This is a genomic window from Gardnerella sp. c17Ua_118 (assembly GCF_055804255.1).
The window spans coordinates 1,218,108-1,233,794 of the sequence record NZ_JANUYT010000001.1 but is presented as its reverse complement, the minus strand read 5'-3'; the positions used below and the strand labels follow the sequence as shown (position 1 = coordinate 1,233,794).

Genomic DNA, 15,687 nt, shown 5'->3' with positions numbered 1-15,687 from the left:
GAGACAAAATGGCAATTATAAGCAACACAGGCGTAAACCTTGCGGTTTTAGGTGCCACTGGCCAAGTTGGAATGGTTATGCGCCGCGTATTAGACGAGCGCGATTTTCCAATTAAAAACTTGCGATTTTTGGCTTCCGCGCACTCTGCTGGAACCGTTTTGAACTATCGCGGCAAAGATGTTGTTGTAGAAGACGTAGAAAAAGCAGATTTAAGCGGAATTGACATTGCGATTTTCTCTGCAGGCGGCGGAACATCCAAAGTGTGGGCGCCGCGATTTGCGGATGCTGGCGCAATAGTAATCGACAACTCTTCTCAATGGCGTATGCATAACGATGTGCCTCTTGTAGTTGCAGAAGTAAATCCGCAAGATTTGAACGATATTCCGCGTGGGATTGTTGCTAATCCAAATTGCACAACAATGGCGTGCATGCCTGTTCTAAAACCACTTTCTGACGCTTTTGGCTTAAAACGACTTATTGTATCTTCTTACCAGGCGGTTTCGGGAGCTGGCAGAGCTGGCGCGTTGCAACTTATGAACGAAGCGCAAGCGGCTTTAGATCAGGGCGCAGATAAGCTTGTGTTTGATGGAGATGCGATTGATTTTCCGAAACCAACAAAAGTTGCGCGCACAATCGCATTCAACGTTGTGCCATTTATTGGCGCGATTGTTGATGACGGATCGCAAGAAACCGACGAGGAGCAAAAGCTTCGCAACGAAAGTCGTAAGATTTTGCACTTGCCAAAGCTTGCAGCGAGTTGCACATGCGTGCGCGTGGGCGTTTTTACGGGTCACGGAATGAGCATTAATGCCGAATTTGAGCACGATGTAACTCCATATATGGCTCGCGAAGTGCTAAAATCAGCCCCCGGCGTTGCACTAGACGATATTCCTACTCCGCAACTTGCTGCAGGAAAGTCTGCAAGCTACGTTGGCCGCATTCGCCAAGATCAAGCGGTTGATGGAAAACACGGATTAGCAATGTTTATTACAAACGACAATCTTCGCAAGGGCGCTGCTCTTAACGCTGTGCAATTGGCGGAAATCGTAGCTAAAAAGCGCGGATTTGCGTATTAATAAAGCCAAGTCGCACTCGCGATTGTAGAAAATTTTACGTAAAATATAACTATGTCTATTGCTTCGCAAGAAATACAAAAGCAGCTTGACCGCATTGTTGCCCTTGGCTACCCAGATGTTGCAGATATGAGTGCAGCGGCGTTCCGCGCTTTAGCATTGCCACTTATTCGCGCGCTTGAGCAAAGCGATTTGGGAACAAACATTCTTCTTGTGCCTACTCGCGAGCTGGTTTCGCCAGAATCCTTGATTTCTAGAACTAGCATTGAGAGAATGGCCGGTTTTACAACAATGCCACCTCGAGATATAGCTAGTTTCTTGCCTCAAGATGGTTTTGAGCCTCCAGAAGGACCATTTTACCTTGCGATTGACCCGCATACGGGCACATCGTATTTGAATCGTGAGCCAGATGTTGCCAGAAAGCTTATAGACTCCGACGAGCGCCTTCCTTTAACTTTAGAAGAAGGATTAGCGATTGCAACGCAGCATCCTGATTGGCTTGAAAGCAAAAATGGCTTTAATCTTTTAGGCTCAAAAAGCTCCGATGGAAGGGTTCCAAGTATTTGGATAAGTCAAGGAGCCGCACGTCTTGGCGCTGTTTGGCCAAATTCAAGGCACACTTGGCTTGGAAACGCATATTGCACAGCAAGGCGTGGCGTATCACTATTCCAATAAATAGAATTAAATATTAACCGAATAAATTAAAATTAAACATTAATAGCGAAAGCACAATTAAGTAGTCAGTAAGCAAGGAGTATTGTGGCGTACATAACTTTTGATCATGTTGTAAAAGAGTATCCATCTGGCTCAAGTGTTGTGCGCGCGCTAAATGATGCTAGTTTTACTGCCGAACGCGGTAAACTCACCGTAATATTAGGCGCTTCGGGTGCAGGTAAAACTACAGCATTGAATATTTTAGGTGGCATGGATACAGCAACAAGCGGTAGTGTAACTGTTGGTGATTTAAATATTACAAAGTTAAATGGCCGCGGATTAGTAAAGTATCGAAGAGAAGATATTGGCTTTGTTTTTCAATTCTATAATCTTGTTCCAAACTTGACTGCATTAGAAAATGTGGAGCTTGCTTCACAAATTTGCTCAGATCATTTTGATCCAGCACAAACGCTTATTGACGTAGGTTTGGAAAAAAGACTTAATAATTTTCCAGCACAACTTTCTGGAGGCGAACAGCAGCGAGTTTCTATTGCACGCGCACTTGCTAAAAAACCTAAGTTGCTTTTATGCGATGAGCCTACGGGTGCGTTAGATTACGAAACTGGAAAAGCTGTTTTGCAATTATTGCAAGATATTTGCCAAAAAGAAGGAATGACGGTTCTTATTATTACACATAATGCTGCACTTGCTCCTATGGCTCATAAGGTTGTGAGATTCCATTCTGGAAAAGTTATAAGCGAAACAGTGCAAGAAAATCCTACGGCAATTGCAGATATTGAGTGGTGATTTGTAGAGTGGTGATTTGTAGTGAGTATTGAGACTGTAAAATCTAAGAAAATCAAGCGCAAAATTGCGATTCGCAATAAGCGCACACACTCTATTTTGCCAATAGTTTTTATTAGCGCTGTAAGAATGTGGATTCACGAATGGCGTCGCTTTTGCATACTAGCAGTTATAGCAATGCTTGGTGTTGCTGTTATGACTGGCATTTATGCAGGATGCAACGATATGCTTCTTGGAGCAGATGACACTTACTCTAAGCTCAAAGCTTACGATTTACAAATCGTTTCCACTCTTGGATTGACTAAAAACGATGTTAAATCAATCAAAAAATTGCCATTTGTTAGTGAAGCAGAGGCAGAAAAGTCTTTTAAAGCTACTGCTCATCCTTCAAATAATGCCGACTCATCTTATGCAATGAACGTTGTGCAATATAATCACGATTCTAAAAAGCTAAATCGAGTACATTTGCTTAGTGGCAATATGCCAACAAATAATCGTCAAGCTGTAGTAACTGAGCGATTTTTGCACGATAGTGGGTTGCGCGTTGGTAGCACACTGTTTTTGAGTATGCAACAGAACGCTAATCATGCTAATCAAAATAATCAAAATAATTCGTCTAATCAACCGAATCAAAATCAAAAATATAAGCTTCTAATCACAGGAAGCGTGCTAGACATAAACGATTTAGACAATCCAAAAGGGTATCAATCAAAAGCTTTCCGCAATTCTGTAATATCTCGCTACCCAATTTTTACCTCTGCGATTACTGAAAACACAAATAATCTTCCATACACGTCTATTTCTGTGCGCCTAGATGAGACTCAACGAGTTAACGATTTTTCACAAAAGTATCGCGCAATTGTGGCAAATGCTTCAAACCAAATTAAAAATGGCGTGCAAAATGATTGCGAAGAAGCGCGTACAAATCAAGTTATAGAAGACCAAACTAATCAAAAAGTAGATCAAACTATAGCCAACATGCCAATGCTTAAAAACGCTCCCAACTCGGTTTTAGCTAAGGCTCGTGCGCAAATTTACGCAAAAATTAAGACAGAAGTAAAAAAGAATGTTCCTAAAGCAAAATGGTATATTACTACTCGCATATCAAACGGGAGCTATACTCGCTTGCGTTCTGATGTTGCCTCAATTCAGTCACTTGGATATGCCTTCCCAGTGCTTTTTCTTGTAGTAGCAATGATGATGAGCCTTACATCCATGGCAAGAATGGTAGAAGAAGAGCGAGGGCTAATTGGAACGTACTTAAGCTTAGGGTATGGTCGTTGCGCAGCAATAACAAGGCACGCTTTCTTTGCGATTTTTGCATGCTTTATAGGTGGTGGAATAGGCGATATTCTAGGATTCTTAGCGATTCCATCTTTACTACTTAAGATTTTGCGCGGATTGTACACAGTTCCTGGAGTTGTTTTGCGATACGACTGGCTTTACGGCTCGCTTTGTGTGCTCGCGTTTGTAATACCAGTTGCAATATGCACAATAATCGTAAGCTGGAGGGAGACAAGGCAAGTTCCAGCGGCATTATTGCGTCCAAAATCTCCAAAAGCTGGAGCACGCGTGATTCTTGAACGATTACCTTTTATTTGGAATCGTCTAAGCTTCCTAAACAAAGTATCTATAAGAAATCTAGCTCGTTTTAAAAGCAGATTATTTATGACGATTGGTGGCGTAGCTGGTTGCACGGCATTAATCGTATGTGCTTTAGCGTTAAACGATACTGTAGCAACTCTTGGAATACGCCAATATGACGGAATTTATCACTACGATATGATTTCTATTTCTACTCCAGATGCATTCCAGAATATGAAGAAAAGCGTGCAAAAAGATAAATCCAACAATCTTGTTGATGCCATTTTGCCTGCCTACATTAGCTCTGGAGAAATCGCAAAAAGCAATGCGAATAATGGTAATTCTAATGGTAAATCTAATAGTAAATCTAACAGCAAATCTAATAGCAAATCACATAATAGCAGCGTTGAAGATTCCGAAAGCGTGCAAATCGTAGTTGTTAAAGATTCGGCAACGTTGTCTAAAATGATTCGCCTTCAAGATGTTAACAATAATTTGCAAAATATTTCGCTTGATGACTCGGGTCCGCTTCTTTCACAAAGCGCATCATCATCGCTGGGCATTTCGAGTGGAGACTACATTACAATAACCAACTCAAGTTTTAAGCGTGCAAAAGTGAAGTTGCGCGCAATTGTGCGTAATCTTATTGGTTCAAACATTTATATGACTTCTCGTTGCTATGAAAGAATATTCGGTTTTAAAGATGGGAAAAATGTTAAGAATAATGCACTAATGATGCGCCTTCGCGGAGATGATGACGCAAAAATGCGTTACGCAGATCAATTTGCAAACAGAAGCGGCATTCTAGCTGTTATGAGCATTACGCGCATGAAACATTCGTTTAGCTTCGATTTAATGAATGCTGTTGTAGCGCTTATAGTAACTTTGGCTGCTGGCTTAGCATTAGCCGTGCTATTCACGTTAGCAAGCACAAATATTTCGGAGCGCTCGCGAGAGATGGCAACGCTAAAAGTTCTTGGATTCTACCGTAGAGAAGTTCACGCTTACGTGCATAAGGAGATGCTTACTCTTACTTTAATTGGTATTCTAGTTGGTTTACCACTAGGAAGACTAGTTGCTGGCTTGCTAACAAACGCCTTGCGAATGCCAGCACTGTATTTTGAAGTCGAGGTATCTTGGCTAAGCTATGCGATTGCTGGCTTTGCAACGCTAATCTTTGCTTTGATTGTTCAATGGTCAACCAATCCCGCATTGGACCGCATTGACCCTGTAAGTTCGCTTAAAAGTGTGGAATAATCCTATATGCGTTAAAAAATGTTTAACAATAATTCAAATAATATAAATAATCCAATATTTAAGGGTTCCTATAAAATTGAAAGCTCACGTCTAAAAGAATGGAGTTATAGCAATGAGTGATATTGACCAAACTAACAATGGTCACACTAACAAGATGGAGCGCAGCCTTACAAAAAGACACGTTCAATTCATTGCTATAGGTGGAACAATCGGCACTGGCCTATTCTTAGGCTCGGGCAAATCCATTAGTCTTACAGGCCCAAGCATTATGTTTGTGTACATAATTGTTGGCCTAATCATGTTTTTGCTTATGCGTGGCATTGGCGAACTCATGTATAAAGACCCAAACCAGCACACTTTTATTAGCTTTATTACACGATATTTAGGTAAAGGCTGGGGCGATTTTGCAGGATGGTCGTATTGGATAGTACTTGTGCTTATTGGAATGAGTGAGATTACAGCAGTTAGCACGTATTGCGTTACTTTCTTCCAAACTTTTGGCATAGACGTTAGCAGCTGGAAATGGCTTATAGAAGTAGCGTTTTTGGCTGCTTTAGTGTGCATAAATCTGGTTGCTGTAAAGCTGTTTGGAGAAACAGAGTTTTGGTTCTCAATGATTAAAATCACGCTGATTGTGGCTCTTATTGTAACTGCTGCAGTTATGGTTATTATTGGCTACCATTACCCTGCAACGGAGATTAGTGGCGTTGCAAATCCTGCAGGTCACGCAGGCTTTGACAATATTTTCAACAACTTCTCGCTTATGCCAAATGGATGGCTGGCATTTTTGATGAGCTTCCAAATGGTGTTCTACGCATACCAGCTTATTGAGTTTGTAGGCGTTACAGTATCGGAAACCAAGAATCCTCGCCAAGTTTTGCCAAAGGCGATTAATGAAATCATTATGCGAATCTTGATTTTCTACGTGGGAGCGCTTGCTTCAATCATGCTGATTGTTCCTTGGCAACAATTTAAAGCTACCGATTCTAAAGGCGTTTATATGTCTCCGTTTATTATGGTTTTCCACTATGCGGGGCTTCATTGGGCTTCGGCGCTTGTGTTCTTTGTTGTTATTACGGCAGCGTCTTCTGCGCTTAATTCGCTGCTTTATTCTGCAGGAAGACACATGTATCAAATTGCGTTAGAATCTAATTCTCCTGTTCTTTCGCATTTGCGCAAAGTTTCGCGCACTAAGGTTCCTGCGCGAGCAATCATTTTTTCTGCTGCACTAATCCTTTTCTCGCCGATTATTAACTCGATTCCTGGAGTGCATGGCGCGTTTATTGTGTTTGCTTCTGCGTCTTCGGCAGTAATAATCATGATTTACATCTTGATTATGGTTACGCACAGAAAGTACCGCGCTTCGGCTGATTTTATGCCAGACGGATTTGTTATGCCGCACTATAAGTTGCTTAATTCGCTAACGATTGCATTCTTTGTGTTTGTGTACATAACGCTGTTTATTAGCGAAGACACTCGCGGATCTGCGATTGGCGGCCTTATTTGGCTCTTGCTTTTTGGAGGCTATTGCGCGTTGCATCAGCGCTGGCAAAATCGCGATTTAGCGGAAGCTTTGTGCAGATAGTTACGCGATTTAGCGGAAGTTTTGGGTAGATAGTTTTTGTGCAGATAGTTACGCGATTTATGCTACGCTTTTTGTGTGCGAATTATTGTTGCGGATTGTAGTGCAAAATACACGGGTAGGCTTAACGCAAGTCTTCCAACAGCTAAGCGCGTTTTGCTTATTAAAGAAGACGGAAGCGTGCTTATTTTTTCGGAGATTGGCTCTTATAAACCACTAAATTGGATGGTTGCTCCGTGCACGATGCACGTTGAGAAGGATTCTGGCGATTCTGAAGAATCTGATAGTGAATCTGGCGAATCTGGCGAATCTGAATTAGATAGCGAATCTAATGAATCTAGCGAAGAATCTAATACCGTGTCTAATGCCGAATCTGTTTTTGCAAATGGAACTGTTCTAAAAATCGCAGCAAAAAAGGGCAACGACATACTTCGCATAGTTTTGCAACACGTTTATAGCGATTCTTCCTACGATTTAGGCGAAGACCCAGGTCTTGTTAAAGACGGCGTGGAAGAGCATTTACAGCATTACTTAGCAGAGCAAATTGAACGCATTGGCAAAGGCGCAAAGCTTGTTCGCCGCGAATACCCTACTGCGATTGGACCAGTGGATATTATGGCTAAGGATTCTAACGGCGTTCACGTTGCTATTGAGATCAAGCGAAATGGCGGCATTGACGGCGTTGAGCAGCTTACGCGATATTGCGAGTTGCTAAACCGCGACCCACTTCTTAAGCCCGTTCGCGGAATTTTTGCAGCGCAAACGATTAGTCCACAAGCACGCGTTCTTGCGCAAGATAGAGGATTTACTTGCCTTATTTTGGATTATGACGATATGCGCGGTGCTGATTCAAACGAGCTGCGACTTTTTTAGGCATACTCACGAATCGCTATCCTAGCGCATCCACACAGTTACGCATCCACACATCCACACAGTCCGCATCCACACAGTCACGTCATACAGTCACAGTCACTAAATCTCAAGCGTTCCAGCAGCCAAATCGCCAGCAACAAACGTCATAAAATAAAATGGCATAGTCGCGATTTTCTGATTTGCATCATAGCCATAATTATTTTTAGAAACTTTTATTGCAAACTCAAACTTGTTGTGCATTGCAAACTTATTTAAAGAATTAAGAGTTCCTCTGCCTTTTTTAACATCAATCGGAAAAAGCTTGTTATTTGATTCAACTATAAATTCCAATTCCGAATCCGATTTTCCACGCCAATAAAACAGATTTAAACCATTTGCACTAAGTTCATTCGCAACGTAATTCTCAAAGAAAATTCCAGATAGAGTATTGTCTCTTTCGTTTGAAATAAAAGATGCTGCATTTATGGCACTTTGATACGAGAACATGCCAATATCGCACAAAAATAGTCGGAAATTACTTTCGTTCTCTTGCATAAGCGGCATGGTTATATGCTCTTTGAGTTGGAATGACTGATTAACAATATGGGTCATAAGCAGCCACTGAATGGACGTAGCAAAATCTCTAGTTCTACTATCTTTTTTAATAAGACCAGCTGAAAAGTTTTTTGATTCCTTGTTAAGCTCTCTAAAAATATTCTCAAATAAAAGTCGAGATCTTAAAATCGATTCGCTACTTGCTTGATACAACTCCATATCTGCAAGATAATTGTCATAAAGCGAGCGCAAAATCTCACGCGATTCTAGTAAATCTTTACGTTCAATATATGCTTCTACTGCTTCTGGCATACCTCCAATCAGCAAATATTTATACACCTCGCTTAACGCAAGATTATGTATTTCGGCAGAAAGCGCTTGCTTAGAATCATAAGCTTCACGCACCTTAGAATATAAAAGACTGTTATTGTTTAGTAGGAACTCACCAAAAGTCATTGGATAGATTGTTATCTGGTCAATTTTGCCTACTGGAAAGAGGAATTGACCAACTGCTGATTTAGACGAATTTTGCTTGTGAGCTTCGCGATGCAATTTGATTCGCACCATTGAACCCGTTGCAATTACGTGAATTTTTCTAAAATCTTGGCAAAAATATTTAAGCGACGAAATAATATTTGGGCATTCTTGGATCTCGTCAAAAATCAGCAAAGTACCTTCATCTATAGCCTTGGAAAATCGCAAAGACAAGTATTCTATAATTTTTTCTGCGTTTGCTGTGCTTTCGCAAAAGTTACGAACCTCATCTTCTTTTTTAAGATCGATGTAAATATAGCTATTTTTATAATACTTTTCTGCAAATAGATCTTTTACTAGATACGTTTTGCCAACCTGACGCGCACCCCATATTATTAGTGGCTTGCGATTTGGTTTACTATTCCAGGCGATTAATTTTTGTAATGCTAGTCGTTTCATGGCTTACTCTTTTTAATGTTGATATTACAACGATTATAGCATTATTTGCCAGTTTTGGGATGTTTTTTGAGTAATTATTTGCCAGTTTTAGGATATTTTTTACGCAATAATTTGCCAGTTTTAGGATATTTGGAAGATTAGCAAACAATAACAACACTTTTGCTACGCACGTTTATGCCAGTCATGCCTGCGTACAAAATATAAAACATTAAAGCACAACTAAAAGTTACAAAAGAAAAACGCTAAAATAGTGAATATGAGTGCAACAGTAGCGAAGAGATATGTTGAAGCAGCTGGCGGTATTATCTACCGCTTGCGCAAAACTGCTAGCAAAGAAAGCAAGTCAAGCAATCCGAACATCACAAATCCAAATAAAGATTTCGGTAATGTTGGCAGCGAATCCAACGCTTGTAATCAAGTGTTAAACGAAAGCAACATAGAACTTTGCCTTGTTTACCGCCCAAAATACAACGATTGGAGCTGGCCAAAAGGCAAGAACGAAGCCAATGAATCGCATCGTCACACTGCTGTGCGCGAAGTTGGCGAAGAGACTGGCTACGCAGTTACACTTGGACCACATATTGCGCAAATCGAGTATCCACTCGAAAACGAAGGCAAAAAATCGTCTGCAAAAAACGGCATAAAAAGCAGCACAAAAAACGGCTCGCAAAATAACGATCAGCCAGAAGTAATCAAGCGAATTCACTATTGGATGATGCGCGAAATCAGCGAAGGCGATGCAATAAAGCGACTTCCAGCATTTGGCCCAATAAAACCAGCAAAACCTACAGAAATTGGCAATGTTATTTGGCTTACGCCCGAAGACGCGCGCAAAAAGCTTACGCACGATAGTGATCAACTTGTTTTAGACGCATTCCTTGAGCGAATCAAGTCTGGGCAAGCAAATTATAAAACGCTGATTCTTGTGCGTCACGGAAAAGCGGAATCGCGAAAAGCTTGGCAAGGAAGCGAAGCAACTCGCCCAATCACTCCTCTTGGTTCCGCTGCCTCCTACGCGCTTGGTCGCGAGCTTGCTTGCTATGCTCCAAACAAAATTGTTTCGTCTCCTTGGAAGCGATGCTTGGAAACTGTAGACGCTTTTGCAAAAAACTCTTCAATCAATATAGAAAAAGTGGCGGAGCTTACAGAAGATTTTCACGAGAAAAATCCAAAATCAACTCTAAACGTGCTAGTAAGTGAAATAAAAAATCTTATAAATGCAGCTAGCGATGGCAACACAGCAACAGAAAAATCAGAAACAAAATCAGAAACAAAATCAGAAACAACAACAGTTATGTGCTTGCATCGCCCAATTATTGGAACGTTTTTTGCGCATTTAAGGGATATTTCTAAGCCAAAAGCAAATAAACGCATACTTAGTCAAAAATCCCCATACATGCCTACAGGAAGTGCTGTAGTTTTGCATATTATAAGCACCGAAAAAGGCCCTAAAATCGTAAACATAGAAAAGGTTTTGCCAATTGTCTACTAATCTAAATTCAAAATCTGGCTCAATTCACTCGAGTAGATCTGCGTTTATGCCAAGTCCAATCGGCGCAAATCGCCCTAGTAGGCCAGCGCAAATGGATCCAGCTATGCTCGCGCAAATCGAAGGCGGCACAGACCCACAAATCGTAAGCGAGATTAGCCACACTTCCGCAGCCGTCTTGCTGAACCGCGTTCATAAAACGCAAACTCCCGAGATTGTTGCGCGCGTGCTTAACTTGGTAGAAAACGAAGGCATTGAGATTATTGCGGATTTGTGGAGTAAAGCAGAGGCACAATCGCTTCCTGGAATGCTTTGGAGACTGTATTTGCTTAGAACATCACTACGCAAGAATGGCGACTCTTATGCTGCATATTGGCGCATTGGCGAGCCAGAGGCCACTAGCGCTTCGGCGATTACTGGAGTTGACGAGTCTCCTACAAAAGAAGATATTGCGCGACTTGCAGACTCGATTCTTTCTGGCGCGTTTACTGGCGATTTTGCTGTTGCGCTATATCGCGCTTCTGCGTTTAGCGCGATTATTTCGCGCGGAATGCGCACGTACGCAAAAAGACTAGGCCAGACGCAAAATTCTGAAAGCAGCAGCGCGCAAAAAATTGCCAACGTTTTACACACTTGCGCAAACATGCACGCGCTTTCTTTAGACTTTGCTAGCGGCGCAAAATTATGGCAAGCAGGCAAGCTTGATTAGATTATTCGCGGCGCGCTGAAATCTAAAAGCATGTATACTCAGGAAGTGACGCTGGCTTGTGCTTAAGCCCCGGGCTCCATTTTTTGCCGCTGCGAGCGGCGTTTGCGCCGACAGGCGCTTTCACAAGTCAGCGTTTTTAAGATGTTTTAAATTCTCCAACAATTCACAAAATTCAACCTTCATTAACAATTGTTTATATTTTTTCTAAATAATCACGGCACGCCGCTAGCTTAACGTGCAATGCTTGCACTAATCTAGAAGGTATGGATCTTCATGTTTTACATCATCCGCTGGTGGACCACAAGCTCACCGTTTTGCGAGATAAGAATACACCATCTAATATTTTCCGCGAGTTAGTTTCCGAATTGGTAACTCTCGAAGCATACGAAGCAACACGCAACTTGGAAGTTAGCGATCGCGAGATTGAAACTCCTATTTGCAAGATGACTGGCAAGCATTTGAACCGACCACGCCCAATGGTTGTGCCTGTTTTGCGCGCTGGTCTTGGTATGCTCGACGGCATGACTCGCCTTCTTCCAACCGCTGAGGTTGGATTCCTTGGCATGAAGCGAGACGAGCAAACTCTCGACATCGTCACTTATGCTAACCGTTTACCAGAAGATTTGACTGGTCGTCAATGCTTCCTTCTTGACCCAATGCTTGCTACTGGTGGCACTCTTATTGCTGCTACGCATTATTTGGCAGAGCGCGGCGCTAAAGATGTTACTGCTATTAACATTTTGGCAGCGCCAGAAGGCTTGGAGCGCATTGAGAAGGAGATTGATCCTTCTATTGACTTTAAGGTTGTTGTTTGCGCTGTAGATGAGCATTTGAACGACAAAGCTTATATTGTTCCAGGTCTTGGCGACGCTGGCGATCGTTTGTACGGCTTGATTGACTAATAATCACCAGCTAAATCAAACGAAAACTAGAATCAAAAGCTAGAAATAAAACTACAAAATAGCCTGCTGATTTGCAACACTTTGCAAGCTTCAGCAGGCTTTTGTATTTACATCTTTAATTATTTGTCGGTCTCATATTCGTTTAATTTTATTACTATTAAATTCCAGTTCGTGAATACTCCATAATACCATTGAGACAACTACGATAGATGCAGCTGCAACAGTAGCAACATTAACTTGCGGTCCACGATCCATTGTGTACTTGACCATTCCACGATTCAAAACATGTACAATAATAAATTGGCCAAAGAATATTTCAATAAAGCCAGCAAGTATTAATATGCTATCAATAATAATTAATATTTTCTTACGAATTAATCCTCTATTACACAACCCAACAATCATTTGAATTATTGGTGAAATAATTGAAACTAACACAACACCCAAAAGACTTAAATCAAAATCTGCTGGATACTTTCCTGGCATTTTAATAAGCAATAAAACTGCTAAGAATACAAAAGATAATGGTAAAAACCATTCTTTCCAATATTTAACGACGAACACGATAATAAGCTCCTTCACCATTGAATGAATACCAATTCTTATCCCAATCTAAATAATTTTCAGTGTGTTGAGCTATACGCAATCTACCGTTGCTTTTTAGGAATACAAACCCTATGTGATCGACAGTACCATCATTACTTTCATCAACACCAATAAAATCTCCATCCCTAACATTATCTACTAACATTCCCCAATAACTTGTACTAAATCCATACCCCATATAATTTTTAAAAACATTGGCATTAATCCAAGAAACCGAACGATCTCCTCTAGCTTTCCACCACCACCCTTTAAATACATCATTATGCTTATCCATACCAATACCACCAGCATATAGAATTTGCGAAGCGAAATTTGTGCAATCTGCCGGAAATATTAACTTACTTTTTTCTTCACCATATTTTGGATTTATTTTCCACGCCCATTCTCGCGCATATGCTCTGGCCGCTTCAAGATTTATGCCTGAATTTCTCTCAGTAAGTAAAGGTTTGCGAGGTGTAACCTCCTGCTTTGATGGAAGCCACAATTTTGCAATATTAATAGCTTCCTTTTGTGTTAGTTCATTTTTTAATACTTTTAACTCTAATTTATGCAATTCTGATAGAATCTGATTATTTTCATATTTATTCTCATATATATCTAGAAATTGCAATATTTTTGTTACATTATTGTTATCTTTATGCGAGGAATTAAAAAGAGAATTTTTGTAAATAGTAGCTGTTTCTTCACTAAGAGAAGGAAGCATAGCTTCGCTCTGTATTCTTTGTAATTCTGTAAAATATTTTGAAATATAGAACTTTTTTACTAACTCTGGATTTTCATAAGTATCTAGTAAAGAAAAATACATACTCTGAAATTTTGTCTTATGCTGCTTTTTGGGAAAATCTACATAAGTCTCTGATTTATAGTCAGATGATTCAGCTTGAGCAACATTAGCAAATGACAATATTAAAATAATAGAAAATAGCGCAGCTATAAATGTATAATGCAAGACAACTTTGTTTTTCATATATAACTCCATTATTATATAAAATCCCTTCTCATTATTTTATCACAATAAATACCAGTTGTCAAATATACACAGCGGCTATGTAATCATATACTCATCAGTTCTACATTTAAATAGCCTACTGATTTGCAACACTTTGCAAGCTTCAGCAGGCTTTTGTATTAATTGATTGTGCAATATTGCATAACAAATCAGATAATATAGCTAATAATACAACTAAGCTTTATTCACAGCTCCTTTAGCATATAAAGCCTCTAAAGCATCGCGCAAAGCCCCACTGTAGCTGATGCCAGCTTTTTGTGCCCAAGTGTCAAGCCAAGCTGGAACAGTAACATTTTTACGAACTGCCTGAGAACCGTATTTTGCAGCATAGGAATCCATATCAAGCGCAACCATAGACAACTTTGAATTAGGATTTTCTACAACAATATCACTAATATCACTAGCTTTTGGCGCAGTCTTACCACTTTCGAGTTCTGTAAGAACCCATCCACTTGCTGCATCTTCTGCCATAATCAGAGCCTCTGCAAGATTACTACCGCCAGTTACACACCCTGGCAAATCAGGGACTTCTGCAACAAAACCCCCACTATTATCTTCGTATGGAGTAAGAATAACAGGATACGCTAATTTCATCATTTCACCTTTGCTTCACTAATTCCCGCCTGACGCCAAATTGACTTAACAACAGATGGGTTAATATCACCTGGATGTTTAGGCACTGTGACTTTACCTGTTTTAGTTTTATGTACGAATTGACAATGACTTCCACGCTGTGCAAAAAGTATCCAGCCGTCCTTCTTAAGACGTTTTTCAATCTCTTTGTATCTCATAAAAAGATTATACACACTATGCGCATAAAATAAAATAATCAATCAAATTTTTACTAAATCGCGCATATGCCTATGTTAATTTACCGCGGACGAGTTACGGCCACTTGGCGAGCGCGATCTGCTAATTCGTCTAATTTAGCAAGCTCTGCGCGCTGAGCGTCACTTTGCTTTGGCGCAAATTCTCCATAACGATTTTGCGCAGCTGTGCGAATTAAAAAGTCAGACAAACGCGGATTTTTTGGCAAAACCGAACCGTGCATATAAGTGCCAATAACGTTGTACTTGCGAGCGCCTTCCGTGTGATCTTCACCGTTATTTCCGCAATTTTCGCCGTCAACCGAGCCTAGTGGCTGCGTACCACTCTGCAAACTTGTGCGCCCGGAATGATTCTCGTATCCCACAATATCTCCAAAATCGGCGCTATGCTCAACAAGATTCCCAATCATGCGCACGTCTTGACCAACCGTATGCTCGCCGAGTATGCCTATGCCTTTAAGCTTCTGGCCTTCAATAGTCTCAAAGTATTCTCCAAAAAGCTGGTAAAGCCCGCAAATCATAAGCATTGGAACGCCATTTTTTGCAAGATCACGAATCGCGTCTGCGCGTGCAAATAAATCATCTGTAACTCTACTTTGACCATGATCTTGGCCACCTCCGCCAAGAATCATATCTACTCGCTTTGGCCAAGCATCACCAACATTGTACTCGTTAAGCACAGGCTTGTAACCGTACAATTCCGCTCTACGCATAATCGTAAGCACATTGCCATAGTCGCCGTAAATATTCATGTCTTTCGGGTACAGCGACACAATGTCTAATACGCGATTTTCGGCTTTATTAGTAGCGTTCGCTTGACTAATATCATTAATATCACTCATATTATTCAT

Annotated in this window: 15 protein-coding genes; 9 read left to right on the top strand and 6 right to left on the bottom strand. The window is 40.7% G+C overall.

Annotated elements, in window-relative coordinates:
* The first annotated feature begins 8 nt into the window (after nucleotides 1-8).
* The 6 genes from NYP69_RS04865 (at nucleotide 9) to nucS (ending at nucleotide 7,827) form a co-directional block, all read left to right on the top strand.
* On the top strand, nucleotides 9-1,076 hold the full coding sequence (locus NYP69_RS04865; RefSeq protein WP_473410784.1) for an aspartate-semialdehyde dehydrogenase: 1,068 nt from the start codon (nucleotides 9-11) through the stop codon (nucleotides 1,074-1,076).
* Between the two features lie 51 nt (nucleotides 1,077-1,127).
* Nucleotides 1,128-1,748 carry a DUF5701 family protein gene (locus NYP69_RS04860; protein ID WP_004131086.1) on the top strand — a complete coding sequence of 207 codons (621 nt, stop codon included), beginning with the start codon at nucleotides 1,128-1,130 and terminating at the stop codon, nucleotides 1,746-1,748.
* Nucleotides 1,749-1,832: 84 nt separating this feature from the next.
* Nucleotides 1,833-2,534, top strand: coding sequence for an ABC transporter ATP-binding protein (locus NYP69_RS04855; RefSeq protein WP_473410681.1), 702 nt, complete (start codon nucleotides 1,833-1,835; stop codon nucleotides 2,532-2,534).
* A gap of 21 nt (nucleotides 2,535-2,555) precedes the next feature.
* The gene (locus tag NYP69_RS04850; RefSeq protein WP_473410680.1) at nucleotides 2,556-5,372 is read left to right on the top strand and encodes an ABC transporter permease; all 2,817 of its coding nucleotides are present in this window, start codon (nucleotides 2,556-2,558) and stop codon (nucleotides 5,370-5,372) included.
* A 112-nt stretch (nucleotides 5,373-5,484) separates the two neighbouring features.
* Complete coding sequence (locus NYP69_RS04845) at nucleotides 5,485-6,957, top strand: amino acid permease (protein ID WP_473410679.1); 1,473 nt, start codon at nucleotides 5,485-5,487, stop codon at nucleotides 6,955-6,957.
* A gap of 75 nt (nucleotides 6,958-7,032) precedes the next feature.
* Nucleotides 7,033-7,827, top strand: coding sequence for an endonuclease NucS (nucS, locus tag NYP69_RS04840; RefSeq protein ID WP_004131090.1), 795 nt, complete (start codon nucleotides 7,033-7,035; stop codon nucleotides 7,825-7,827).
* Nucleotides 7,828-7,926: 99 nt separating this feature from the next.
* On the opposite strand, the gene NYP69_RS04835 is transcribed toward nucS, so the two are convergent.
* Nucleotides 7,927-9,294 carry an ATP-binding protein gene (locus NYP69_RS04835; protein ID WP_415702687.1) on the bottom strand — a complete coding sequence of 456 codons (1,368 nt, stop codon included), beginning with the start codon at nucleotides 9,292-9,294 and terminating at the stop codon, nucleotides 7,927-7,929.
* Nucleotides 9,295-9,550: 256 nt separating this feature from the next.
* On the opposite strand from NYP69_RS04835, the gene NYP69_RS04830 reads away from it, so the two are divergent.
* The 3 genes from NYP69_RS04830 (at nucleotide 9,551) to upp (ending at nucleotide 12,394) form a co-directional block, all read left to right on the top strand.
* Nucleotides 9,551-10,786, top strand: a complete 1,236-nt coding sequence (locus NYP69_RS04830; RefSeq protein ID WP_473412995.1) for an NUDIX hydrolase — start codon at nucleotides 9,551-9,553, stop codon at nucleotides 10,784-10,786.
* 46 nt (nucleotides 10,787-10,832) lie between these two features.
* Complete coding sequence (locus NYP69_RS04825) at nucleotides 10,833-11,492, top strand: hypothetical protein (protein WP_016832426.1); 660 nt, start codon at nucleotides 10,833-10,835, stop codon at nucleotides 11,490-11,492.
* 263 nt (nucleotides 11,493-11,755) lie between these two features.
* Entirely contained in the window at nucleotides 11,756-12,394 is a 639-nt protein-coding gene (upp, locus tag NYP69_RS04820; RefSeq protein ID WP_004120306.1) for a uracil phosphoribosyltransferase, read from the top strand.
* Between the two features lie 132 nt (nucleotides 12,395-12,526).
* Here upp and NYP69_RS04815 read toward each other — a convergent pair whose 3' ends face one another.
* From NYP69_RS04815 to NYP69_RS04795, 5 genes are all read right to left on the bottom strand, one after another.
* Nucleotides 12,527-12,958 carry a hypothetical protein gene (locus tag NYP69_RS04815; protein WP_004132338.1) on the bottom strand — a complete coding sequence of 144 codons (432 nt, stop codon included), beginning with the start codon at nucleotides 12,956-12,958 and terminating at the stop codon, nucleotides 12,527-12,529.
* The gene (locus NYP69_RS04810) at nucleotides 12,945-13,967 is read right to left on the bottom strand and encodes an amidase domain-containing protein (protein WP_004131108.1); all 1,023 of its coding nucleotides are present in this window, start codon (nucleotides 13,965-13,967) and stop codon (nucleotides 12,945-12,947) included. Before NYP69_RS04810 ends, NYP69_RS04815 begins: the two co-directional genes overlap by 14 nt.
* Nucleotides 13,968-14,183: 216 nt before the next feature.
* A complete protein-coding gene (locus NYP69_RS04805; RefSeq protein ID WP_004116411.1) occupies nucleotides 14,184-14,603 on the bottom strand; it encodes a type II toxin-antitoxin system HicB family antitoxin in 420 nt (139 codons plus the stop codon).
* Nucleotides 14,603-14,800: a type II toxin-antitoxin system HicA family toxin gene (locus NYP69_RS04800; RefSeq protein WP_018634701.1), complete on the bottom strand. Its 198-nt coding sequence runs from the start codon at nucleotides 14,798-14,800 to the stop codon at nucleotides 14,603-14,605. The genes NYP69_RS04805 and NYP69_RS04800 overlap by 1 nt, the downstream gene beginning before the upstream one ends.
* Before the next feature lie 80 nt (nucleotides 14,801-14,880).
* Nucleotides 14,881-15,687: a type 1 glutamine amidotransferase gene (locus NYP69_RS04795; protein WP_004132340.1), complete on the bottom strand. Its 807-nt coding sequence runs from the start codon at nucleotides 15,685-15,687 to the stop codon at nucleotides 14,881-14,883.